The sequence below is a fragment of the Marinomonas sp. genome (genome assembly GCF_965225885.1).
Lineage (GTDB): Bacteria > Pseudomonadota > Gammaproteobacteria > Pseudomonadales > Marinomonadaceae > Marinomonas.
Map to the genome: position 1 here is coordinate 4,080,003 of NZ_OZ245329.1, position 24,041 is coordinate 4,104,043.

General features: G+C 42.0%; 24 protein-coding genes, 1 tRNA gene and 1 pseudogene. 9 read left to right on the forward strand and 17 right to left on the reverse strand.

Translation table 11 applies throughout. The features are described 5' to 3' along the window. Window positions 1–2 precede the first annotated feature (2 nt). The 10 genes and pseudogenes from ACO05V_RS19535 to ACO05V_RS19580 form a co-directional block, all read right to left on the reverse strand. Window positions 3–1,091 (reverse strand): flagellar basal body P-ring protein FlgI, encoded by a 1,089-nt coding sequence (locus ACO05V_RS19535; protein WP_421855615.1) that lies wholly within the window; start codon window positions 1,089–1,091, stop codon window positions 3–5. 49 nt (window positions 1,092–1,140) lie between these two features. Continuing rightward, the gene (locus ACO05V_RS19540; RefSeq protein ID WP_421855617.1) at window positions 1,141–1,998 is read right to left on the reverse strand and encodes a flagellar basal body L-ring protein FlgH; all 858 of its coding nucleotides are present in this window, start codon (window positions 1,996–1,998) and stop codon (window positions 1,141–1,143) included. Window positions 1,999–2,011: 13 nt separating this feature from the next. Continuing rightward, window positions 2,012–2,797, reverse strand: a complete 786-nt coding sequence (flgG, locus tag ACO05V_RS19545; protein WP_421855619.1) for a flagellar basal-body rod protein FlgG — start codon at window positions 2,795–2,797, stop codon at window positions 2,012–2,014. A 49-nt stretch (window positions 2,798–2,846) separates the two neighbouring features. Continuing rightward, entirely contained in the window at window positions 2,847–3,590 is a 744-nt protein-coding gene (gene flgF / locus ACO05V_RS19550) for a flagellar basal-body rod protein FlgF (protein WP_421855621.1), read from the reverse strand. Between the two features lie 130 nt (window positions 3,591–3,720). Continuing rightward, window positions 3,721–5,418, reverse strand: a complete 1,698-nt coding sequence (locus ACO05V_RS19555; RefSeq protein WP_421855623.1) for a flagellar hook-basal body complex protein — start codon at window positions 5,416–5,418, stop codon at window positions 3,721–3,723. A 12-nt stretch (window positions 5,419–5,430) separates the two neighbouring features. Next, window positions 5,431–6,135, reverse strand: a complete 705-nt coding sequence (locus ACO05V_RS19560) for a flagellar hook assembly protein FlgD (RefSeq protein ID WP_421855625.1) — start codon at window positions 6,133–6,135, stop codon at window positions 5,431–5,433. A gap of 10 nt (window positions 6,136–6,145) precedes the next feature. Continuing rightward, entirely contained in the window at window positions 6,146–6,595 is a 450-nt protein-coding gene (flgC, locus tag ACO05V_RS19565; protein WP_421855627.1) for a flagellar basal body rod protein FlgC, read from the reverse strand. Window positions 6,596–6,600: 5 nt separating this feature from the next. Continuing rightward, a complete protein-coding gene (gene flgB, locus ACO05V_RS19570; protein ID WP_421855629.1) occupies window positions 6,601–6,993 on the reverse strand; it encodes a flagellar basal body rod protein FlgB in 393 nt (130 codons plus the stop codon). Between the two features lie 216 nt (window positions 6,994–7,209). Then, a complete protein-coding gene (locus tag ACO05V_RS19575; RefSeq protein WP_421855631.1) occupies window positions 7,210–8,046 on the reverse strand; it encodes a CheR family methyltransferase in 837 nt (278 codons plus the stop codon). A gap of 58 nt (window positions 8,047–8,104) precedes the next feature. Then, window positions 8,105–9,034: pseudogene (locus tag ACO05V_RS19580) on the reverse strand (chemotaxis protein CheV). Window positions 9,035–9,174: 140 nt separating this feature from the next. On the opposite strand from ACO05V_RS19580, the gene flgA reads away from it, so the two are divergent. The 4 genes from flgA to ACO05V_RS19600 all read left to right on the forward strand — a co-directional run bounded on the left by flgA (window position 9,175) and on the right by ACO05V_RS19600 (window position 10,963). Next, on the forward strand, window positions 9,175–9,867 hold the full coding sequence (flgA, locus tag ACO05V_RS19585; protein ID WP_421855633.1) for a flagellar basal body P-ring formation chaperone FlgA: 693 nt from the start codon (window positions 9,175–9,177) through the stop codon (window positions 9,865–9,867). Between the two features lie 107 nt (window positions 9,868–9,974). Beyond that, complete coding sequence (gene flgM, locus ACO05V_RS19590; protein ID WP_421855635.1) at window positions 9,975–10,289, forward strand: flagellar biosynthesis anti-sigma factor FlgM; 315 nt, start codon at window positions 9,975–9,977, stop codon at window positions 10,287–10,289. Window positions 10,290–10,326: 37 nt separating this feature from the next. Then, entirely contained in the window at window positions 10,327–10,806 is a 480-nt protein-coding gene (locus ACO05V_RS19595) for a flagella synthesis protein FlgN (RefSeq protein WP_421855637.1), read from the forward strand. An 81-nt stretch (window positions 10,807–10,887) separates the two neighbouring features. Beyond that, a tRNA-Arg gene (locus ACO05V_RS19600) sits at window positions 10,888–10,963 on the forward strand. A 78-nt stretch (window positions 10,964–11,041) separates the two neighbouring features. Here ACO05V_RS19600 and ACO05V_RS19605 read toward each other — a convergent pair. From ACO05V_RS19605 to ACO05V_RS19620, 4 genes are read right to left on the reverse strand one after another with little or no spacing between them, the layout of a single operon-like run. Further along, window positions 11,042–11,449, reverse strand: a complete 408-nt coding sequence (locus ACO05V_RS19605; RefSeq protein ID WP_421857033.1) for an OsmC family protein — start codon at window positions 11,447–11,449, stop codon at window positions 11,042–11,044. 42 nt (window positions 11,450–11,491) lie between these two features. Further along, complete coding sequence (gene trpC, locus ACO05V_RS19610) at window positions 11,492–12,307, reverse strand: indole-3-glycerol phosphate synthase TrpC (RefSeq protein ID WP_421855639.1); 816 nt, start codon at window positions 12,305–12,307, stop codon at window positions 11,492–11,494. 19 nt (window positions 12,308–12,326) lie between these two features. Further along, window positions 12,327–13,367: an anthranilate phosphoribosyltransferase gene (gene trpD, locus ACO05V_RS19615; protein ID WP_421855641.1), complete on the reverse strand. Its 1,041-nt coding sequence runs from the start codon at window positions 13,365–13,367 to the stop codon at window positions 12,327–12,329. Window positions 13,368–13,385: 18 nt separating this feature from the next. Then, window positions 13,386–13,964, reverse strand: coding sequence for an anthranilate synthase component II (locus ACO05V_RS19620; protein ID WP_421855643.1), 579 nt, complete (start codon window positions 13,962–13,964; stop codon window positions 13,386–13,388). 471 nt (window positions 13,965–14,435) lie between these two features. Between ACO05V_RS19620 and ACO05V_RS19625 the strand changes: the two genes are divergently transcribed. Together ACO05V_RS19625 and ACO05V_RS19630 are read left to right on the forward strand one after the other, a co-directional pair. After that, a complete protein-coding gene (locus ACO05V_RS19625; protein ID WP_421855645.1) occupies window positions 14,436–15,767 on the forward strand; it encodes a magnesium transporter in 1,332 nt (443 codons plus the stop codon). Between the two features lie 61 nt (window positions 15,768–15,828). Next, entirely contained in the window at window positions 15,829–17,004 is a 1,176-nt protein-coding gene (locus ACO05V_RS19630) for a mechanosensitive ion channel family protein (RefSeq protein WP_421855647.1), read from the forward strand. Between the two features lie 93 nt (window positions 17,005–17,097). Here the strand turns inward: ACO05V_RS19630 and ACO05V_RS19635 are convergent, their stop codons facing one another. Further along, the gene (locus ACO05V_RS19635) at window positions 17,098–17,778 is read right to left on the reverse strand and encodes a phosphoglycolate phosphatase (protein ID WP_421855649.1); all 681 of its coding nucleotides are present in this window, start codon (window positions 17,776–17,778) and stop codon (window positions 17,098–17,100) included. Next, window positions 17,778–18,449 carry a ribulose-phosphate 3-epimerase gene (gene rpe / locus ACO05V_RS19640; RefSeq protein WP_421855651.1) on the reverse strand — a complete coding sequence of 224 codons (672 nt, stop codon included), beginning with the start codon at window positions 18,447–18,449 and terminating at the stop codon, window positions 17,778–17,780. Before rpe ends, ACO05V_RS19635 begins: the two co-directional genes overlap by 1 nt. Before the next feature lie 89 nt (window positions 18,450–18,538). Here rpe and ACO05V_RS19645 point away from each other — a divergent pair, with 89 nt between their 5' ends. Continuing rightward, on the forward strand, window positions 18,539–19,522 hold the full coding sequence (locus ACO05V_RS19645; RefSeq protein WP_421855653.1) for a DUF3530 family protein: 984 nt from the start codon (window positions 18,539–18,541) through the stop codon (window positions 19,520–19,522). A 16-nt stretch (window positions 19,523–19,538) separates the two neighbouring features. On the opposite strand, the gene djlA is transcribed toward ACO05V_RS19645, so the two are convergent. Next, window positions 19,539–20,417, reverse strand: a complete 879-nt coding sequence (djlA, locus tag ACO05V_RS19650) for a co-chaperone DjlA (RefSeq protein WP_421855655.1) — start codon at window positions 20,415–20,417, stop codon at window positions 19,539–19,541. Window positions 20,418–20,545: 128 nt separating this feature from the next. Between djlA and ACO05V_RS19655 the strand changes: the two genes are divergently transcribed. Together ACO05V_RS19655 and ACO05V_RS19660 are read left to right on the forward strand one after the other, a co-directional pair. Then, on the forward strand, window positions 20,546–22,780 hold the full coding sequence (locus tag ACO05V_RS19655; RefSeq protein WP_421855657.1) for an LPS-assembly protein LptD: 2,235 nt from the start codon (window positions 20,546–20,548) through the stop codon (window positions 22,778–22,780). Window positions 22,781–22,782: 2 nt separating this feature from the next. Continuing rightward, complete coding sequence (locus ACO05V_RS19660) at window positions 22,783–24,033, forward strand: peptidylprolyl isomerase (RefSeq protein WP_421855659.1); 1,251 nt, start codon at window positions 22,783–22,785, stop codon at window positions 24,031–24,033. Window positions 24,034–24,041 lie beyond the last annotated feature (8 nt).

The following is a 24,041-nucleotide window of genomic DNA, read 5'->3' on the forward strand; positions in this document are numbered from 1 at the left end:
ACCTATATCACCACTAAATCTGCATTAATTGCACCAGCTTGTTTTAAGCCCTCTAAAATAGCCATCACATCACCCGGTGCAGCACCAACTTGATTAACCGCACGAACAATATCATTCAATGAAGCACCTGGATCAAAAACAAACATATGACCACTGTCTGGAGCAATCTCAATCCCAGCCCTAGGCGATACAATGGTTTCTCCTCCTGTCATCGTACCGTCTTTGCCTGCAACGGGAGGCACCTCTTTAATGGTGACCGTCAAACTGCCATGAGTAATTGCCGCAGGCGACACTTTCACATGCTGACCAATAATAATAGTCCCAGTCCGGGAGTTAATAACAATACGAGCACGCTCTTCAGCCACCTCAACATCTAGATTCTCTAGAATTGATAAGTAAGTCACACGCTGACTAGGATCTCGTGGTGCCGAAACTCGAATAGACGTTGCATCCAATGTCGTTGCCACACCTGGCCCTAGAAGAGTATTAATTTTATCAGAGACCTGTTTTGCCGTAGTAAAATCAGGACGATTTAAGTTGAAGGTCAAGGTGTCGCCAGTATTAAAGCTACTTGGAACAATACGCTCTACACTCGCGCCATTTGGAATACGACCAACGGTCGGAACATTGACCGACGTTCTCGATCCATCAGCACCATTGGTGCCCAACCCACCTACAACCAGATTACCCTGCGCAATAGCGTACACAGCGCCATCAGCACCTTTTAATGTCGATAAAAGTAGTGTTCCACCACGAAGCGCACTGGCATTACCAATAGAGGATGCTGTGACATCAATTTTTTGACCGGGTTTAGAAAAAGCGGGTAAGGTCGCCGTCAGAGAAACCGCAGCCACGTTTTTAGAGGTGGCATTTACACCTTCTGGCAAGGTCACACCAAAACGAGACAACATGCTAGCAAAGCTTTGATTGGTAAATGCAGTACTATCACCAGTCCCATTCAGACCTATTACTAAACCATAACCAAACAATTGGTTTTCTCGGACGCCTTGAACACTAGCAATGTCCTTCAAGCGTTCAGCCTGAACAGAAAAAGATAAAAAATATAAGACAATTAGCGCTATGTGCTTCATCGCATCACCTTTCAAGAGGAACAAACCTCTGAGCTATTAGATCATTAAATTAGTAAGGCATATTACTGGCATTAAGCAAACGACTCACCCAACCTTGCTCACTTCCTGCCGCAACATCGCCAGTACCTGAATAGGTAATTCTCGCATCCGCAACACGTTCAGATTCAACAGTATTACTGGGAGAGATATCTTGTTTTCGAACCATACCAGAGAAGCGAATATATTCATCCCCTTGGTTTAAACGCAGCCATTTTTCTCCACGCACAGCCAACAACCCATTAGGATATGCCTTGTATACCGTGACAGAAATTGTCCCGCTTAAACTATTATTTTGGTTTGCCGATGCATTCCCCGAAAAATCTGTGCCTTGTTGTGGAAGTGTTGTATCCACTCTAAGCTCTTGACCTAAAACAGTTGGATTTTCAATCGTCGCAGAAGAAGATTTAGAAACCGTTGCCGCATTTGCTTTGGTCGATGTTGTTGTCTCATTCAGGTTGATCGTCAATATATCACCAACCTTACTGGCTTTTTGATCACCAAAAAACACATCCCCCATACTAGTCTGATAAATACCGCCCGTCGGCGCTTGGGAAGGGCTCATGCCGTTTGGATAAACAGGCGCGTAGTAAGGATCATCAGACTGAATTGACTGCGTAATATTTGGTCCGTTCAATGGATCATTAGGATCAGGTACATAGCCTTTTCGCGGCTCTTCAGGTGGCGTTGTCTCTTCTGGTGGCGTCTCGTTGTTGTTATTGTTGACAGCATCGACTACAGCATTCGTCAGAGCACCTGCAGCACCTGCGGCCGCTGCATTAGCAACAGCTTGCTCGTTCACATCCCAAGAAAGACAGCCGGACAAGCAAGCACTAAACAGAACCAAAAAAGCAAATTTAATCTTCATCATATTCCACACGTTACTATAACTGCTGTATTGCAAAGCTCATCATACCATCTGCAGACGCGATGACTTTAGAATTCATCTCATAAGCTCTTTGCGTAGTAATCATATTGACCAATTCTTCGATAGAGTTCACGTTGGATGCCTCTAACATACCCTGACCGATTGTACCTAATGAGTCAGTACCAGGCACGCCAACCAATGGCGGACCACTAGCGTTCGTTTCAGTAAAAATATTTTGCCCTGCGGAATTCAGTCCGGTTGGGTTAATAAATCCAGCGATATTAATCGCACCAACTTGCTGAGCATCGGCATTACCACTTTTACGCACAGATACAATACCATCTTCAGCAATCATAATTTCAATCGCATCAGGGTCTATCTGAATACCAGGTTGTACGACCAATCCACCAGATGTAGAAAGCTGCCCCTGACTATTTAACTGAAGGCTGCCATCACGAGTATAGCCAATCGTTCCGTCTGGCTGTAAAACCTGTAGAAAACCTTTACCTTGGATAGCAATATCAAGTTGCCTATCCGTCATATTGTAGTCACCATTGGAAAAGTCTTTTTGCGAAGCCCCTACTTTCACACCAGTACCTAATTGTAAGCCAGATGGTAGCTCAGCATTTTGTGCACTCAAACCGCCAGGTGCCCGTACTGTTTTATACATTAGATCTTCAAATACAGCCCTATCTTTCTTAAACGCTGTTGTTGATACGTTTGCCAAGTTGTTGGCTACGACGTTTAACTGCTTATCCATCGCACTTAAACCGGTTTTACTGACCCACAATGCTGAATTCATAAAAGCCTCTTTTAAATTCCGTTATTCTTTACTTAAATATTAGTTGTGCTTAAGACTGGCGCTGCAATATTCGAGCTGAAGAATCCGCATTATTTCGAATGGTATCCATCATCTTGACATTCATTTCAAAGCGACGAGCAAGGTTCATAATATGCGTCATTTCTTCCACCGCATTAACATTACTCCCTTCGATAAACCCGCTTGCTAGCTGTACATTTGGGTCAGCATTAAGCGGCTGGCCGTCACGCGTATGAATCAGTCCGTCTTCTTGTTTGCGTAAATTTTGTTTATCCGGATTAACCAGCTTTATCTGATTAATCACTGCGACTTCGTTATTTGCCCCACCTTGAGGAATAATAGAAATTGAGCCATCAGCTGTGATACTAATGCTATCCAGAGGCGGCAAAAAAATCGGCCCAGCCACTCCAGCAATAGGCAATCCTCGTCCTGTTACCAGCTGCCCTGCGGCATTAATCTGCAAATCTCCCGCTCGGGTGTAGGCTTCTTGCCCCTTCTCATCATATACAGCAATAAAACCATCTCCATTGACAGCAACGTCCAGATTGCGATCTGTTTGTATCATGTCGCCTTGTGTATAGCGTGTAGCTGGATTTTCTGTCATAGCATAAACACGGCTAGGGTAATAATCACCGTACACCTGCATTGAGCGAGCTTGTTCAAAGTCAGAACGAAAGCCTGTTGTACTGACATTTGCAAGATTGTTAGCGTGTATCGTTTGAGCATTCATGGTTTGCACACCACCACTCATTGCCAAATATAAAGCCTTATCCACTACGACTCTCCCAGAAAAATTCGCGTTACTGCAATAACTACTATCAAGAATCGTACCAACTTAAAAAACTGGTAAAAAAAAGCCGAAACAGCTAAGCTGTTTCGGCATTAAATCTTCTCTCTCCAGAAAATTAGCGTAAATTTATAATCGTTTGAGTGACCGTATTTTCGGTTTCTAATGTTTTACTATTTGCTTGATAATTCCGCTGCGCCTCAATAAGGGCAACCAATTCAGCGGTTAGATCAACGTTTGATTCTTCTAATGCCCCACCTTGAATTCGTCCCAATGTACCGCTGTTTGGACGACCAATATCCGCAGGACCTGAACCTTTACTAGCAAGCCAACCGGTGTGACCATTAGGAATAAGACCGTCGGTACTATCAAAGGTTGCCAGAGCAATCTGGCCAAGAGTTGCCGTTTGTTGGTTAGAATAGGTTGCCACTAACAAACCATCCTCATCAAAAGAAACCCCTTGAAGTTCGCCCGCCGAAAAACCATCTTGGTCAAATGTATCGGTATTTTCTAGAGCAAACCGGGTTGATCCAAACAAGTCTAAAGGCGTCACTTTTCCGCGGTTAGATGGATCAATCCCTGTAATTTCCAAATTGATTGGCTGAGGGACATCATAAGGAGGCAAACCTCTATAAGTACCGCGTAAGTTACCCGCAGCATCAAACCCTACCGACGTATTCTCTTTCAAAAAGCGCGTTTCATTACCAGTCAATGGATCTGTATAACTTTCTTTACCATCCAAGGTAACACGCAACTCATAATCATTATTTTCACCTTGCTTAATGAAGTAATAACCTAATGTATGAGTTCCACCCAAAGAGTCATAAACTGTTCGAGTATTACCATAGTTATAAGAATCAACATTCAAAGGGTCGAATGCCTCACGTGCAACGGAGCTGTTATCTCGTATCTCAGCAGTCGCAAGCGTTGAAGTAATAGCCACACCACCCAATGTACCGTTAACCGTTAGAGGTGTTTGTGTCATTGCCGCAATATCTGCCGCACCAGGCTTAGCCGCGCCAAGGTAAAGAAGCTGATTTGGCTGTTCAAGAACACCGTCACCATTATAATCCACACCACCTTCAGCAGTGTTATAAGTGGCGTAAGTCTCTCCCATAAATGGAACACCAGCATCATCTTTTAAATTTCCATCCACAGTGACATGAACTTGATAGGTATTTGGCAACTCACTTTTAGCGTAATAGTAGGTCACAACATGACTTCTACCATTCGCATCAACAACACCTTGTGTTTGAGTGTAATTGTACGAATCAGGGTTAGTCGGATCAAAATCAACACTAATGAAAGGTGGCACATCTTTACTATCTGAGTCCAAATTCACTTTCAATTCCATGGAAGTGGTTGCCTCAGGCGCAATTCGATCCGTTGGAATTTTTAAGTTTTCTAAGTTCCCTCCAACGACATTATCTACCGCATTAAAGCCTTGAACATTACTCCCCGTATTAGTAACCAAGAACCCCTTCTCATCCAGTTTAAAGTTGCCCGCTCTTGTGTAAATCTGAGCAACGCCAGCGTCTAATACAAAAAAACCCGATCCATCAACCGCCAAATCAAGGTTATTATCGGTGTAAGAGAGGTTACCTGGAGCAAACTCTTGAGAAACCTTACTAACACTCACACCCGAGCCAATACTGTTACCACTTCCGGCACCTAGAACACTTGTGTTGTAGAGATCATCAAACTCAATACGTGACTTTTTAAAGCCCGTAGTGTCGGCGTTGGCAATGTTATTACCGGTAACACTTAAATAATCGGCAGACGCTTTAATGCCAGATAGTGCAGTATTGAATCCCATAATATTCTCCAATCACCCTAATATTTCTAATTCATTCGTAAGTTTGATTTTACCGTGGTTTTCCACATTCAAAACTGTGCCATTTTCACCATTTATGGTGACACCTTGAATTCGCGTTGGAAGCTGCGTATTCATAGCCGACACTTCACCTTTATCATTGGTTGAAGAGGCGGCAAAACGATATTCACCAGACGGCAAAGTATTTCCGTCATCATCTAGCTTGTCCCATTTGTACTCACCGGAGCTAAGCATGGCAGTACGAACAAGACGGTTATCTGCATCGTATATTTTCAATGTTGCTGACTGTGAGTTTTCTGGTATCACGGTTCTCAATTGAACCTCTTCCAAACTATCAGTCACCTTCGCCTTATTGCCGTCCATCAAAATAGACTTACCCACTAAAGTTGAAGCACTGAGTGCTTGATTAGAAGTAAGTGAGGTCGCCATATTCTCTAGCTGATCCGAAATGCTAGTTAGCCTCTCAAGAGAGCTAAACTGAGACATTTGTGCCACCATGTCATTAGTGTCCTGGGGCGCCGTTGGATCTTGTCCCTTAAGTTGCTCAATATAGAGCTTTAAAAAAACATTTTGATCCGCTAACGCAGCCTCATCTTTTTTCACCTCAGGCTTTTCAATACCCGCCTTCGATTTAGCCGCTTCGGTTCCATACTGGGAGATTAACCCACCAAGACCTTTGGAATCAGATATATTTGCCATCTGTCAGCTCCTATGACTGCCCAAGTGTGAGCATTTTCTGCATCATACTCTTGGCTGAGTTCATAATTTCTACGTTCGTCTGAAAAGATCGAGAAGCTGACATCATATCGGCCATCTCTTCCATCGGGTTTACGTTCGGATAAAACACATACCCATCTTCGTTTGCCATTGGGTGATCTGGTTCATATCTTGGTTGCAAAGGGGCATCAGATTCCACGATACCATCTACCTTTACACCAATACCCGCACCACTGTTATCTGCCGTTGCGTTATTCCAACCATATTGACGCATACTGTCGTTCATCATTTTTGAAAACACAGGCTTACGCGCACGATAAGTCTGATCTGCTGAACTAGCAGCACTATCAACGTTCGCCATGTTGCTCGCAATCGTATTTAAACGAACAGTTTGAGCACTCATTGCTGATCCAGATATGGTAAAAATATTACTCAATGACATCGTTATTAATTCCCAGCAAGTGCTTTTTTCATACCATTAATTTTTCGATCCAAGAACATAAAGCTCGTATCAAACTGTAATGAGTTCTGTGCAAATTCAGCTTGCTCTCTCTGCATATCAACCGTATTACCATCTAGAGATGGCTGATTAGCATTTCGATACAACAAACCATCAGGCTCACCCGCAACCCCTTCAGCTGAAATATGACGAGAGTTCGTGCCTGTAAGTTGCAACCTTTTTTGCTCATTACTTATATGAGAATCAAACGAAATATCTCTTGCCTTAAAATTTGGTGTATCGGCATTCGCAATATTGTTTGCAAGAACAGCCGCTCTCGCGCTTCTAAACTCCAGCGTTTTGTCGTGTCCAGCAAATGCACTTGCAAAAGATATAGCCATTTAAGCCCCAGTTAAAAAATTATTAATCTATACAGCAAACATAAAGCAATTATGATGCCAAAAAATAAAACCAATACTTTTCAATAAGTTAACTATAAATAAAATACAAACGGCAAAAAGCGGCAATATCAAAGATAGAACACCAGAGACAAAAAAGCCTGCCTAACACAGTTAGACAGGCTTTAAACAACAATCAAAACTAGACGGGTCTATTGTTTATAAAGTTTTAGCTTTATAAACAATACCGGGATGACATTGAACTATTTCAAAGTAGTCAGATAAACCGCTCAGAGCTTCAGAACCACCAAGAAATAAATACCCACCAGGCTTTAAAGAAGCATGCATTCTTTTCAAAATATCTAATTTAAGATCAACAGTAAAATAAATCAGTACATTTCGACAAAAGATCACATCAAATTTACCCAACATGGAAAACGGTTCTATTAGGTTTAAGTGCTTAAATTCTACGCGAGAACTAAGACTCGGTTTAATTTTCCAAGTTAAGTCATTTATTTTATCAAAGTAACGGCGCTGCAAATCCGCACCCAGACCACGAGCAATAGCCAAGCTGTCGTACTCACCCTGCTTAGCATGCTGAAGGATATTGGTACAAATATCTGTTGCGACTATTTTTTCACCAGCCTTTAAAACACCAGGCCGAGAAGACTTAAAATCCTCTATCACCATGCTTATAGAATAAGGCTCTTGGCCAGTTGATGACGCCGCAGACCAGATTCTTAAAGGGGCCGCAGTCATTTCTGGCAATACTTTGTCTTTTAAAATTGCAAAAGGATGAGTATCTCTGAACCAAAGAGTCTCATTCGTCGTCATCGCATTAATGACTTCTTCTTTTAACTTAGATCCACCCAATCGCTCCAAGGCGTCAACCAACTGTTCAATCTTGGAAAAACCTTCTCTCTCCAAGATTTTTCCTAAACGACTGGCGACCAAATATTGTTTATTGTCACTCAGCGAGATCCCACATACTTTCTGCAGGTAGTCTCTGAACCTGATATAGCCATTAGGTGTAATTGCATTTGTACTACTGAGCATCAAAACTCCATAAGTGACAGGTTCAAATTAATAGGACTCTACACAAAGAGCTCAAACATTACTCAGATTGTACTTGCACTGTTTCTATTGCTAATCGAGCGAGTTCGTCAGGTTGAAACTTCGCCAAAAAGCCATCTGCTCCCACTTTTTTAACCATAGCCTCGTTAAATACACCACTCAAAGAGGTATGAAGAAGGATAAACAGATCCTGCAAACGGCTATCGTTACGAATCGCGGTCGTTAGCGTATAGCCATCCATTTCAGGCATCTCGATATCCGAAATAACCATGGAAAATTCCTTAGTCACATCCTTACCTTCCGCAACCATATTTTGAAGATAAGTAAGCGCTTCACGGCCATCATTTAAAACTGTCGTAGCAAAGCCAACTTGTTCCATACAACGCTTGATCTGTTTACGTGCAACGGAAGAATCACCCACAATGAGTATATGATGTTTCTGAGCATTTTCTGTCACGCCTGCATTAACGATACCATCAGAAATATCTTGACGCGTAGGAGCAACCTCAGAAAGGATCTGTTCCACATCAATAATTTCCACCATTTCTTTATCGACCTGACATACAGCCGTCAGGTAGTTATCATTCGACAAACCTTTTGGCGGCGGCTGAATATCACTCCAATTCATATTTACAATGCGCTCAACTCCGCGCACTAAAAAACCCTGAATTCGACGATTGTATTCAGTAATAATAACAAAGCACTGACTAATGTTTTCTATTGGACTTGCGCCTGTTGCCAAACCCAAATCCAAAATAGGAATGGTACCACCACGAATGTGAGCACCCCCTCTAACCACTGGAGAACTATGAGGCATAGTGGTTAATTTAGGACACTGCAACACCTCTTTCACTTTAAAGACATTGATGCCGTAAATTTGCTTACCATTTAAGCGAAACAACAACAATTCAAGTCGGTTTTCTCCTACGAGCTATGTACGTTGGTTAACAGTATCCAAAACTCCAGCCATAAACGCCTCCAAAATGTGTAAACATTATACTGAGGTATTACCTCAAAATTGTTAAAATGCATCATCCAATGATAAAGTGAATTCAAATATTTTACTAACTATCTTATTTATAACGTAATAATAAACAAAGAGAACGAATCATGCGAATCATAAGGCTAAGCATAGCCTTCATTTGTCTCCAAACAGGCTTAACATTTGCCGTCTCTACTGAAGAGCAAATCAATCGCTACATAAATCAAGTAGAGATTCCTCGGTTATCAGAGATATACCCTGATGCCACCATCAACATCACATTAAATAATCTTGCCGCTCTCAATTACTTACCTGACTGTGAAAGTAAATCCATTAAGATCAGCAATCAAAGATCAGACGCTACCAAACGCACCAGCTATGAAATTAGCTGTGAATCGCCAACTTGGAAATCCTATATACCAGTCACTCAGTCCATCACGATCCCAGCAATAAAAACCATCACCCCAATCAACCGCGGCCAAATCATTACTAAATCAAACACTGACATAGGCGAAGTAGACATATCCAACCTAAGAGGACATATCTACACAAAGAAAAGCCCGCCTTATGGCCTTGTAGCTTCACGCAACTTACGTATCAACACTTTTATTACGGACGATTTAACCACCCCACCAACCCTTGTAAAAAAGGGAGATTCTGTACTTATAACAGCAAGCAGTGGCACTATTATAGTCAGAATGAACGGTGTTGCTTTAGAAAATGGAGTCAAAGGCCAACAAATACGCATTAAAAACACAAGTTCTGGACGAATTATATACGCCAAAGTTGTAACTGACAGTGAGGTTCTTGTAAACTATTGATTATACTAATTGGCAGCCTATGAATTCTTTTTTGTTTTTTTCATTAAAGTATCTTTAGACCCTGCCGACAACATAGACAGGCAAATCATTTAAGGGCGGAAAACCCAATGGCAATACATTTCTCAGGTCTATCAAATCAAAGCGCTATAAATAAAAGTGAACGAACGCAGAAAGATGATGTTGCGAGTAATGCAACAGAAAAGCAAAGTGCCGTTAGAAGTGGTGGCACGCTAGCAGAGGACACCGTAAAATTAAGCGGCACTGCGCAAACGTTACAAAGTCAACAATCTAAAATTAACAGCTTGCCTGATGTTGATATGGATAAAGTAGAGCAAATCAAAAGCGCTATTGCAGCGGGCGAATACAAGATAGATACGCAGAAGCTAGCGAATAATATGGCTTCTATGGATTCGCTATTCTAGACTGTAGTTTCTCTACAGTCTGAAAACGGTTTGCCCTATGATCCCTATCGCCCCAATATTCATCAGAAGCAAAGAGATACTAGAAAACATATCAGAGCTTCTTGATAAAGAAAGGCTGGCCTACGGGGAAGTCGATAGTGAAGCCATTATCGACTTGTCTGAACAAAAACAAGCCCTCCTCGATGAAATGAACCAACTTAATGAGAAAAGAGTCAATATACTCATAAAGTTTGACATAGTTGATCGAAAAAAACCTACCGAAGAAGAATTCAAACACTGGCTTAGTCAACAAGATAGCTCTATGGATGACATACGCCTTTTAATGAAAGAATGCGAAAACCTACTGCAGAGCTGCAAAGTTAAAAACAACACCAACGCTCGGATACTAAATACCCTTCAAAAACGTAACAAACACCTGTACGAGCTTCTTCAGGGCCACAGTAGTAAAAACAAAGTTTATACCGCCAGAGGTTCGACCCGCCCAATAAGCAGTAAACACACATTAGGTCGTGCTTAAAAAACCATAAAAATCAATGCCATACCTATTTTAAATTTGTATTATCGATACAATTCAGGTATAAATTCGTTTTTAGAATAAGTCCTCATAGGTAAACAGGATATACCGGCCGCCTCCTAAGCAGCTATTCCAGGTTCGAGTCCTGGTGGGGACACCACTACTTTAAGTGACAGAAAAATAATCAAAAAAAAGAGCCTCTCAGCTCTTTTTTAAAACACTCTTATCAAGTAATGCTTTATTCCACTTCAATCACTTCAAAACTATGAACAATTTTCACACCACCTCTTTCTAGCATTAAAGAGGCGGAGCAATACTCTTCCGCAGACAGCTTAACCGCCCGAGCAACAACACTTTCTTTCAAATTACGACCTGTAACGACAAAATGCACTCGAATTTCAGTAAAGACAGCAGGAACAGTATCCGCTCGATCAGCATCAATCTGAGCCACACAAGAAACAACATCTTGGCGCGATTTCTTTAAAATCCCAACCACATCATAAGAAGTACAGCCTCCTAAACCTGCAAGCAAGAGCTCCATAGGTCTCGGGCCAGCAACCTGATTACCGTCGATTTCCACCTTAAAACCCGAGCCAGTTTCAGCGGTAAAATGCACATCTTCTTGCCAACTAACATTCGTTTTCATCATTCACCTTACTTAATTCTGCTATGACTGAAAGCATCATCACTACGACTGAAACAGCTCAGCCAATTTTTCACCTGGGTCATCAGCGCGCATAAAAGCTTCACCAACCAAGAACGCATGGATACCTTTTTGTCGCATCAACGCCACATCGTTTCGAGTATGAATACCGCTTTCCGTAACAACCAAACGATCAGAAGGCACACTCCCCATCAACTCAAACGTGTGATCTAAGCTAAGCTCAAAGGTATGAAGATCTCGATTATTAATCCCAAGCAATTCGGTCTCGGTATATTCCAAAGCCAAATCCAGCTCAGGACGATTATGAACTTCTACCAAAACATCCATACCAAGATCACGCGCCATCAGATCTAATTGGCGTAATTTATCACCGCTTAGGCAAGCCGCGATCAATAAAATACAATCTGCGCCAATCGCTCTGGCTTCTAGAACCTGATATTCATCAACGATAAAGTCTTTGCGAATTACCGGCAATTTACAAGCACCACGAGCTTCAACTAAAAAGTCTTCATGGCCTTTAAAAAAATCACTATCAGTTAAGACCGACAAGCAAACTGCACCACCCTTCTCATAAGATCGAGCGATATCAGCCGGAACAAATGGATCTCTTAATGTGCCTTTGCTAGGAGAAGCTTTTTTAACTTCCGCAATAACACCAGATTTTCCAATGGCTATTTGGTGTCTCAACGCATGGGCAAAACCGCGAGGCGCATTATGGACATTCGCCACTGACGCCGCGACCTCTAGATTTCCGTAAGGAGTATGAGATTTACGCTCAGTAATCTCTTCATACTTTCGAGCTACAATCTTTTTTAGAATTGTCGGTGTTTCTATTTGCATTAGGTTACTGCTCCTATTATTACAGTGAGTCAGGACTCATAAAACATCGCGTGAAACTGGCTAATTCAGACATCTTAACTTTAGCTGTACCACCGCCAATGACATCTTCTGCAATATTGACGCCTTCCGCCAATGTATCTGCAATACCAGAAACATAAATTGCCGCGCCAGCATTTAAGGCAACAATATCTCTAGCTGGATTAACTTTCCCCTTACCCTCTAATGCTATTTTCACTAAAGCAAGACTTTCAGCAGCATCTACAGCTTGAATGGTATCAATAGATTGCAATGGAATACCAAAATCTTCCGGCGAAATTTTATACTCTAAAATTTCGCCGTTCTTTAATTCTGCAACAAACGTCGGCGCTGCAATACTAATCTCATCTAAACCGTCTTCAGAATGAACCACCATCACGTGCTCACTCCCAAGAGCTTTTAATACTTCAGCAATAGGACGAACCCATTTCTGATGGAAAACCCCCATAACCTGGCATTTTGCATTCGCAGGATTCGTTAATGGACCCAGTAGATTAAAAATAGTGCGCGTTGCCATTTCTTTTCGAGGGCCGACGGCGTATTTCATGGCGGAATGATGATTGGGCGCAAACATAAAACCTAGGCCAATTTCTTCAATACATCGGCAAACCTGCTCCGCATTTAGACCAAGATAAATCCCAGCTTGCTCAAGCACATCAGCACTACCAGACTTAGAAGATACGGAACGACCTCCATGTTTAGCAACCTTACCGCCAGCGGAAGCCACCACAAACGCAGACGCTGTAGAGACGTTAAACAAGTTACCGCCATCACCACCTGTACCACAAGTATCAACCACGTGATCAAGATCCAAATGTACCTTGCTCGATAATTCTCGCATCACCTGCGCCGCAGCCGTAATTTCTTCGACTGTCTCACCTTTCATTCTTAGGCCAATCAAAAATCCGCCTATCTGTGCTGGCGTGGCTTTTCCCGTCATGATGTCATTCATCACTATTCGCATCTCATCGCCGCTCAAATCTTGGTGCTCGACAACAGCAGCAATCGCCTTTTGAATATCCACCAGCCTCTCCTATTAAAACTATCGTGTTAAGAAATTGGCCAATAAAGCATGACCAGCCTCAGTAAGAATCGACTCAGGATGAAACTGCACCCCTTCAACGGCAAGCGTTTTATGTCGAATCCCCATAATTTCCTCTCTATCGCCTTCTGTGTTTTGGCTCCAAGCGGTTACCTCAAGACAATCTGGCAATGAGTCAGCAGACACCACAAGCGAATGATAGCGTGTTGCAATCTGCGGATTTGGCAAGCCAAAAAACACTGACGTATTTTGGTGATAAATTAATGAGGTTTTACCATGCATGACATTTTTAGCACGAATTACCTCACCACCAAAGACCTGGCCAATACTTTGATGGCCTAAGCAAATACCTAATATTGGAATTTTTCCAGCGAAAGCCGCAATGGCTGCCAAAGAAATACCCGCTTCATTAGGGGTGCACGGCCCCGGTGAAATAACCAAATGCGATGGGGCAAGGCGCTCAATGTCTTCAATACTAATTTCATCGTTACGATAAACCTGCACATCCGCACCCAACTCACGAAAATACTGCACGAGGTTATAAGTAAAAGAGTCAAAATTGTCTATCATCAATAACATAAAGAAAGAGCGCACCTATAAAACAATGTTGACCTAAACCAATGTCACAATCCGTAGAAACTGACACAAAAACAAAACGCACTGATAAACAATAAAACCTAAATTTAAAGTGCGCTAAATTCTACACTGTCAGGAACACTCTGTCTCGCCAGACCTTACACCACTTAGCATTACGCGGCTAAAGGAGATACGCAAGATACGAGCTTTTCATCCACTGACACAATAATTTGCCATTTATCTTTCAGCGTTGTGGAAAGTTTTCAATAATATTGAGTAAAAACAAAGCCTTGCTTGATATACAAGCGGTTACACCGCACACTTAACAGACTTTTACTGACATACTGATTCCTACATGAATTTGGGTTATTAGGGCAATGCAGGAACAATTACCACGGCAAAAGGACTTGTTCGCACCTTCCCTAGAAAACATGTTATCTTTCTCGCCACTATTCAGTGTTTTAAGGATGCCCTGTGCATAGCCAAGTCGCCGCCCTCATCGAAACCCTCATTCATGACGAGTACTCACCTGAGTCCGTTAACAAGGCCATCTCTGAGTTAACCCCGGATGATGTGGCGTTAGCACTTGAATCCATACCGCTTGTTCAACGCCGACAAGCATGGGCCAATATCAAGCAAGCCAACCGCCTTGATATCTTAGTTGAGATGCGTGGTGAGTCCCGCCAGCTCCTTCTGAAAGAGCTGGATGATTCAGAAATTGAAACCTTATTCGCTGATGTTGACGCTGAAGACCTACTCGAGATAACAGACTCATTACCAGACCGCCTTGTCGACATCGCTTTAAAGCAGATGGACAACAAACAACGCGAATATTACCAACAAGGTATTGTTTACGATGATGATGTTGTCGGTCGCTGGATTGACCATGAACTATTAATTGCCTCTCAGTCCATTCGCACCTCTGAAGCACTAAGATTGCTTAAAAAGAGCACGCCAGATTACACAGACATGGTGTATTTGGTAAATAGAACTGGCCGCTGGGTAGGTTGCGTTAAATTCGACAAACTATTTAAAGCGCAAGGCCATGAACCCATTTCAAGCTTGATCGATGAAGAGTGTTCTTTTATTCGAGCCGATACTGAACTAACAAAAGCGGCGGAGCAGCTAGAACGTTCTTATCTATCAGCACTTCCTGTTGTTGATGAAAATCAGATTTTATTAGGTCGTTTCCATGCAGGACTTGCCATGGAAACATGGCGCTTAGAACACGAAGCCCAACAAATGTCGACCGCTGGCTTAAATGAAGAATCCGACCTATTTGCTCCCGTAAAACGCAGCGCAGCGACTCGTGGCATTTGGCTTGGTATAAATTTACTAACCGCCTTTCTAGCCTCCGCCTTTATCGGATTATTTGAAGCCACACTACAGCAAGTCGTTGCATTGGCCGTATTAATGCCAGTTGTGGCTTCAATGGGCGGGATTGCGGGCAGTCAGACTTTAACCTTGATTGTTCGAGGTTTAGCGCTTGGGCAAATAACTCGCAGTAACTTAAAATCTTTATTATCAAAAGAATTAAAAGTCGGTGGCCTAAATGGCATATTATGGGCCATTGTTATTGGCGTCGTGACTTTATGGTGGTTCGAAAGCCCAATGCTTGGCATGGTGATTGGTTTAGCCATTATCGTTAATATCATCATGGCTGCATTATCAGGCGTCTTAATTCCGGTCTTATTAGATAAATTACGCATCGATCCTGCCCTTTCTGGATCAGTCATTTTAACAACGGTAACGGATATTGCTGGTTTCGTTGCCTTCTTGGGATTGGGCACCTTGTTACTCATATAGTCGGATTTTACTTCAAATTACGAGCCACTCACCAACAAGACAAAGGTATAGAGAAAGCATAATGAACTGGGAAACAATGCAAGTATATTTAGGCTTGGGCGATACAAAAATGCACTGGGTTGTGCGTGTGTTTTTGGTTGTGCTCGGCACACTCATCATTAACTTTATCGCCACCCGCATTTTAATGCGCATCGATCAACAACTTGAAAAAACCAAAACGCCTTGGGATAACGTCTTAATTCATGCCGCGCAAAAGCCTATTGGCGTTTTTATTTGGTTAGCCGGCTTAAGCATCGCAGCCGAGATATCTGGCACAGAAATAGACCCTAACTTTTCATCTCTTATTAAAGCCATTCGCGAAGTTGGGGTTATCGTCATTCTGACTTGGTTTGTTTTACGATGCATATCCGAAAGCGAAAGAACGTTAACGAACTCAAGTAAAATATCCACTAACGTAGATTACACAACAGCCAGCGCAATCAGCAAATTATTACGCGCATCTGTTGTCATCACCTCAGCACTAGTGGTTTTACAAACATTAGGTTATAGCATTTCCGGTGTACTAGCCTTTGGCGGTATTGGCGGTATCGCAGTGGGTTTTGCTGCTAAAGATTTGCTAGCCAACTTCTTTGGCGGACTAATGGTATATTTAGATCGCCCCTTTGCTATTGGTGATTGGATTCGATCTCCAGATCAAAACATTGAAGGCACAGTCGAACATATTGGCTGGCGTCAAACACGCATTCGCACTTTTGAAAAACGCCCCTTATATGTTCCTAATTCTACCTTTTCATTGATTTCGGTTGAAAACCCATCTCGTATGACTCATCGCCGCATTAATGAAACCATTGGTGTTCGTTATAGCGACTTTAGCCTTCTCCCAACCATTCTCTCAGAGATAAAAGACATGGTTGCCAACCATGAAGACCTCGATACCAACGAGACTTATATGGTGAACTTCAACCAGTTTGGCCCATCTTCGTTAGACTTCTTTATTTATGCCTACACAAAAACGGTAGACTGGCGAACTTATCACAATGTCAAACAAGACGTGCTATTCAAAGCTATGCAGATTATTGAATCCCATGATGCCGAAGTTGCCTTTCCGACACATACGGTTCACATGGCAGATGATAGCCAGATGAGACTTTTATCCGAACAAGTAAACTCATCGGATCAACTAACAAAAGAACAGCCTCAAAAAGAGCCATCTAAAGAGAGCAAAAGCTCACAATAAACATTGCATTTAAGACGTTAAAACCAAAATACAAAAAAAGGCCCGACTAGAAATAGTTGGGCCTTATTTAGTTTTTTCACGCAACCAATAAAATTAGACTAACAACTCGGCTAAATCATCAATTATCGCATCAGCACCTAACCCTTTAAGATCAACACCTTGGTTATAACCATAGGTCACCAAGACACATTTAAAGCCAGCGTTATTTGCGGCTTTAAAATCAGTAATGGAATCACCGATCATCAAACAATTTTCAGGTAAGGCTTCAATAGACTCACTGCAATGCAACAGAGGCATAGCGGATGGTTTTTTCTCGTCTAAAGTGTCACCGCCCAACAGCCAACCAAATTGCTCAGTCAGTTCAAAGTGATCCAACATAGGCTTCACAAATACACTTGGTTTATTGGTAATCAAGGCAACGGGGACACCATTATGCTTAAAGGCTTTTAACAAAGCTTTCACATTTGGATAAAGCGTCGTTCCAACCGTTAAATGAGCATGATAATGCGTCAGAAAGATACGATACGCTTCTTCGTGTTTAGCAGAATCAACACCAGCCCACTCAAGCGCTTGCTCGATCAATTTAGCTGAACCAAAGCCAACCCAACCACGAACTCGCTCTTCACCAGCAAGCGGCGCTCCAAGCTCAGCTAAGAAAGCATCTACTGCTCTAGCAATATCGGGAACACTGTCCACTAGAGTGCCATCGAGATCCAAGCAAACGAGTTCTGGCCAGCCGTCAAACCACTTTGAAAAATAACTAGGTGTTTTCATTAACGCACGCTCGCCAATTGTTTGCGCATCGTATCGATGACTGATTTGTAGTTGTCTTTGCCAAAAATAGCAGAACCCGCCACAAAAGTGTCTGCGCCTGCACGTGCAATGTCAGCAATATTCTTTTCACTAACGCCACCATCGACCTCAAGACGAATGTCATAACCGCTGGCATCGATCAGGTCGCGAGCTTCGCGTAATTTATCTAAAGTACCTGGAATGAAAGATTGCCCACCAAATCCAGGGTTAACTGACATCAACAAAACCATGTCAATTTTGTCCATCACATATTTTAAATGTTCAAGAGAGGTAGCTGGATTGAAGACCAAACCCGCTTTACAACCACCGTCTCGAATCATTTGCAAAGAGCGATCAATGTGCTCACTGGCTTCTGGATGAAAAGTAATAAAAGACGCGCCCGCGTCAATAAAATCACCAATCATGCGATCAACTGGTTTCACCATCAAATGCACATCAATATCTGCGGTCACGCCATGTTTACGCAGTGCTTTACAGACCATAGGACCAATCGTTAAATTAGGAACATAATGATTATCCATCACATCAAAGTGTATGATATCGGCTCCGGCTTCCAAGACGTTGTCAACCTCTTCACCTAATCGAGCGAAATCGGCAGAAAGGATCGAAGGGGCAATGATAAAATCATTCATATCTGACTCCAGCAGTGACACAATAAAGGTCTCATAACGAAAATTTAGACCGCATTTTAACAAGGCCTTTAAAAGAAGTATTGAAAACAATGAATAAATTTACAGCGCCACTCTTCGTTATCATTGCACTTCTTTCCTTGAGCGCAGCACCCAACGTTTTGGCAGAAGAGTCACAAGCGACACCCAACAGCACAACGACTCCACAACAAACCACACCAGCAGAGAGCACTAAAGAATATATTATTCCCAAGCCACAGGCGTCTCGGATTGATGCACTAAAAACCTCGTTAACAATAAGGCGACTCGACCACCAAATACAAACCTTAGAAGCGGATGGAGAGCCCTTCCTTGCTCTTTATAGACCATCGCTCACCAGCTCTACTCAGGGCTGCGTGGTCATGCTTCATTCAGATAATGAACACCCAGACTGGCCTGACGCCATTGCACCGCTACGCAACGCCATGCCAGAACACAGCTGGTGTACCTTATCCATCGAAGTCCCAGATATCATAAAGCGTGCCGAGCCAGTAAAAATAACCACCGCGACTACAGAAAATGCGCAATCAGCCAAAGAACTTCCTAGCCAAACCATGGTTTTCGCACGTATACAGGCCGCTATCAATTACGCAAAAACGCAAAATGTTGAACAATTTACTTTTCTTGGTTACGGGACAGGTGCTAGCTACGCTTTAGGTTTTTTGGCCGCCAACAAAAACTCAGGTGAAGCACTAATACTCATTGATATAGAGTCACCTCCAAATATACCGGATTACGAAATAGCACAACAAATTCGCCAAATCGCACAGCCTATCTTAGATTACTATGTCGACAATACGGGGAACGATCAATTTGCAATATGGCGTAAACAAGCCGCCATCCAAAGAACAGACAAAATCGGTGATTTTACCCAATTAGATGCATTACCAGACAGAGTGATTGGAAAGAACAGTAAACAACTGCTAACACAGAGAGTTCGTGGCTTTCTAAAACAAAACACCAGCCAAATAAATCAACAAAAATCATTACCTAGCGTAAAAAAAGGACTTTTCTATAAAAGCCCCATAAATAATTAAAGGCATTAGCAAATACCTACTTACGAGCGTTCTTAACCATTTCGTAAGCAGACTGAATTTCTTGCGTGCGCTCTTTTGCCAATTCAAGCATTTCATCTGGCAACCCTTTTGAACTTAACTTATCGGGGTGATGCTTACTCATTAAGCGTCGATAGGCTTTTTTGATCTCGGCATCACTCATCTGCGGCGTCACACCCAAAGCCTCATATGCAGCCTTCAGCAAATCTTTTGATCCCATACGCTGGGATGAATAATTCTGATAATTAGAAGACGAACCTTGATTGTACGAAGAACCTTGGTTGTACGAGGAATGCTGTTGGTAAGAAGATTGATAACCTTGGCTAAAGTGCGCTTGTTGTTTAACTTGACGGTGCAAGGCTTCAAATTCTGGCACCGAAATACCAAGATGAGCACAAACCTGAGAAACAAAAGATTTTTCTTCTACGCTAAAGTGACCATCAGCATAAGCCGATACCAGCAAAACTTCTAGCAAAGTACGAGTCAGATCACCTGAGCCGACAACCCTTCTAAACGTATCCAGAACCGAAGTAAGATCAAAATTCGCCGATTTTCCCTCATTAAATAATTTCCTAGCTTGGACTTGCGCTTCCGGGGATAACTTAAGCCGCTGCATAACAGATTGCGCTAATTGAATTTCGGCTTCTGATACTTTACCGTCAGATTTAGCCAAACGCCCCATCAACAAAAACAAAGTACGGAAAAAAGTTTCTTGCTGCAAACGAACATCTGCGCGGCTATGAGCATTGGTAAAAGTCGCACTAAAAGCCCCGCCTTTCTGGGCGCTATCGATCAGTCCGCCAACCATAAAACCCAATAAAGCGCCAAAAAAACCGCCTAAAATATAACCCAAAATTGCGCAAACAATTTTCCACATAAAGATATTTCTCCAGAATCGGTAGCCCCTATGGGCCTGCATAGATTATCATTTGTCTTATTACGTGGAACCGCTTATGGGCAGTATCCGATTTCGGACAATAATTATTTGTGGCAAGTATACCCTGCATGGTTAAGCATTTACGCACCTACACTTTATTTTTTCAAAGTCTTTTCATATTGCCTATTGCACACGCAGAGGTAAATCAATGGGACTGGGCTCCAAGAGAATCTTTGACGACTGAGCAGCAATCGCAGCTAAGTCAATATTGCCAAGGATCTTATATTAACAACTGGAAGGCAACTGAGGTAAAAGGCACAAACCTTACCGCCGATATCATCGTTCGTGATCAAGGAGAAGTTATTAACCTTAAAGGGGCCGCTGAAATAGTGAAGCCTCTGTATTCCCTATCGGCCGACGATATTGAAGGCATTCCTAATCAATATTACAAAGCCAATGGCAATGTCACATTACGTAACAAAGACCTACTTATTCGTAGCTCAAGTGCCTTCATATCGAACAATAACAATGAAGACACAAGTTTCAAAGATGCCAAGTATCTTAACCATGAGAGCGGCACTCGACTGGAAGCGAAGGCACTGACTCGCAGCCAAGATGGTATTGTTTTTATCGATGAGGGCTTTTTCACAACGTGTGAGCCAAATCAAGAAAGCTGGAAACTCTACGGTAGCTCAATTGAACTGAACACTAATCAAGGGTTTGGTACCGCAAAGCATGTACAAATCCGTATCGGTGCAATTCCTGTTTTCTACTTTCCTTGGCTTCGTTTCCCATTAAATAACACACGTCAAACAGGCTTCTTATTCCCAAGTTTTGGGTACTCCGGTAAGGATGGTCTTAATGTTTCAGCCCCATTTTACTGGAATATAGCACCTAACTACGATGCCACTATTACACCACAGTTGATCCAGGAAAAAGGTGAAGGGATAGATTTGGAACTTCGTCATTTAAGCCCTTATGGTGAAACTGTTTATGAACAATCAACATTTTCAGATAAAGAGGAAGGCGAGCAAACGCTACTAAAATTAAAGTCCACTCAGAAATTTAATCAACATTTTAGCACTGGCTTTTTAGTAGAAGACAATCCAACAAAAAATAAACGCCCCGAGGCAAACAGCACTTCTATTAGCAAAAAAGACCATTATGAAAGAAGTGTTTATTTTACGGCCAATAACGGAAATTTTCTGAACAAAATCACATATCTAACCTATCAGACACCGAACAGCGGCATTGATAAACCATTCGAATGGCGGCCTCGTGTTGATAACTCCTATCGAATTGCGACAACCTATCTCGATTACAAAATCGACACCCAATACACGGATTTTTACGACCCTGATGAAAATAACTTTGACGGTCAACGTATTGCACTCAATCAAGACTCGAAGTTAAATTTCAACAACGCTTGGGGAAACTTAACAACAGGTCTGTTAGCACAATATCGCGACTACGATTTGCATAACTATAAAAATAAGACAGACAGCGAGACTTCAATTGGGCATATCTCGGGCTATGTTGATTCATCGGTAATGTTTGAGCGCCGTTTACCATTAGGAAACAGCGTGTGGCGACAAACGCTTGAACCACGATTAAATTACTTAAATTCACCATTTAAAGATCAAGATCTTATTCCCAATTTCGACGCAAGTCAGTCAACAACAACCTATTCGCAGGCTTTTGGACACAGCCGTTTTAATGGCAATGACCGAATTGGTGATACTGAACAAGTAACCTTTGGTTTAGAAAGTCGTCTATATGACGAAAATAATAATGAAAAATGGGCATTCAAAGCAGGTCAAATCTTTTATTTAAAAGATCGTTATGTTGGTATAAGTGGAAATACAGATGAAAATAAAGCCATTGATACAAGCAATCGCAGTGACCTCCTGACATCGGCCAACTACAATGGTAACCGTTACACACTTACTGGAAACTTGAATTACAATATGGATGATGACGAAGTGAACTTAGTGCAATTTATTGCCGCTATGGAACCGGTTGATGACATCAAAATCAATTTAAGCTACCTGTATCCTAAAAACGATGCAAAACAAGCAAGTGCTGGAACAATTTTTCCAATCAATGATAATTGGTCAGCCTTTACCCAATATACTTATGACTTCCTAAGAGAAGATCTTACTAAACAAACTGCAGGCTTAGGCTATGAAAACTGCTGTATCAAGGTATCACTGAGTTATCAAGATTGGCTGAACGACGACAAGATCTTTGATAGAGGCGTATTTTTACAATTTATTTTACGTGGTTTAAGCACTGCTGGCCGAGCAAACAGCGAAGTTAACATTGCTAACGACTATTGGAACCAAGGGAAAGTTGGATATTAATCATGAAGTTGTTTTCTTTTTTTACATTTATTCTATTTACATTGATACCACTGCAAACACTATATGCTGCGCAAACAAAAATTGACGGCATTTCAGCTATTGTTGACTCCACTCCGATTTTAGAAAGTGACATACAAAACCGCTTTCAGATTGTGAAAGAGCGTGTTCCGGGTGGCGTAATGACAGACAACATTCATCGCCAAATCCTCGACCAAATGATAGATGAGGCATTACAAGTCAATTACGCACGCAAAATTGGCATGAGAGCTTCTAGCTCGGATGTAGACAATGCTGTCCTTGGTGTCGCTAAAAACATGAACCTCGACTTACAAGGCTTAAAAAATGTTCTTGCTAGCAAAGGTATTAATTACGAGCGCTATCGCGATCAAATTGAGCAAGAGATCCTCATCAGTAACATAAAACGAGAAATCGTTAAAAAGCGCATCGCTATTTCTGATCAAGAAATAGACGACTACCTCAGTTCAGACACCAGTATCACCAAAGAAAAAGCTCAGGTACACCTGCGCCACCTTCTTATTCGTGCAAGCAACCCTGAAGAAGCTGCAGCAAAAATCAAAGGCATTGCAAAAAACATAAATTCTGAAAATGACTTCGTTCAACAAGCGATTGAAAACTCAGACGGACAATTTGCTATTGAAGGCGGAGATTTAGGCTGGCGCCCACTCAATCAATTACCGCCACTATTTGTACGAGCATTAGAAACAGAAAAAGGCCCACTTATTGGCCCGCTGCAAAGTAATGCTGGTTTTCATTTATTGTGGGTAATCGAAAAACGCTCTCCTGATGTGACTCTTCAGCAACAAACAAAGGCGCGCCATATACTAGTTAGGGCGAATGAAATACGAGATATTAATCAAACTAAAGCCCTTGCAGATGAACTTTATAAAAAATTAGAAAATGGTGCAGACTTCGCCCAATTAGCCAAAGAATACAGCGAAGACCAAGGCTCAACATTACAAGGTGGTGATCTAGGTTGGGTTACACCAGGCACCATGGTTCCTGAATTTGAAGACATGATGAAAAAAACCAACATTGGCGATATTAGTAAACCATTTCGTACACAATTCGGCTGGCATATATTAGAAGTTGAAGGTCGCCGAGAGGCAGACATCAGCGACAAAGTAAAACGTAGTAATGCTGAGCGTGCTTTAACGGCACAAAAACAAGACATAGTGCTTAGTAACTGGCTTGATGAGCTGCGTGCTGACGCATTTATTGATATTAAGAAGTAAGAGAAAAA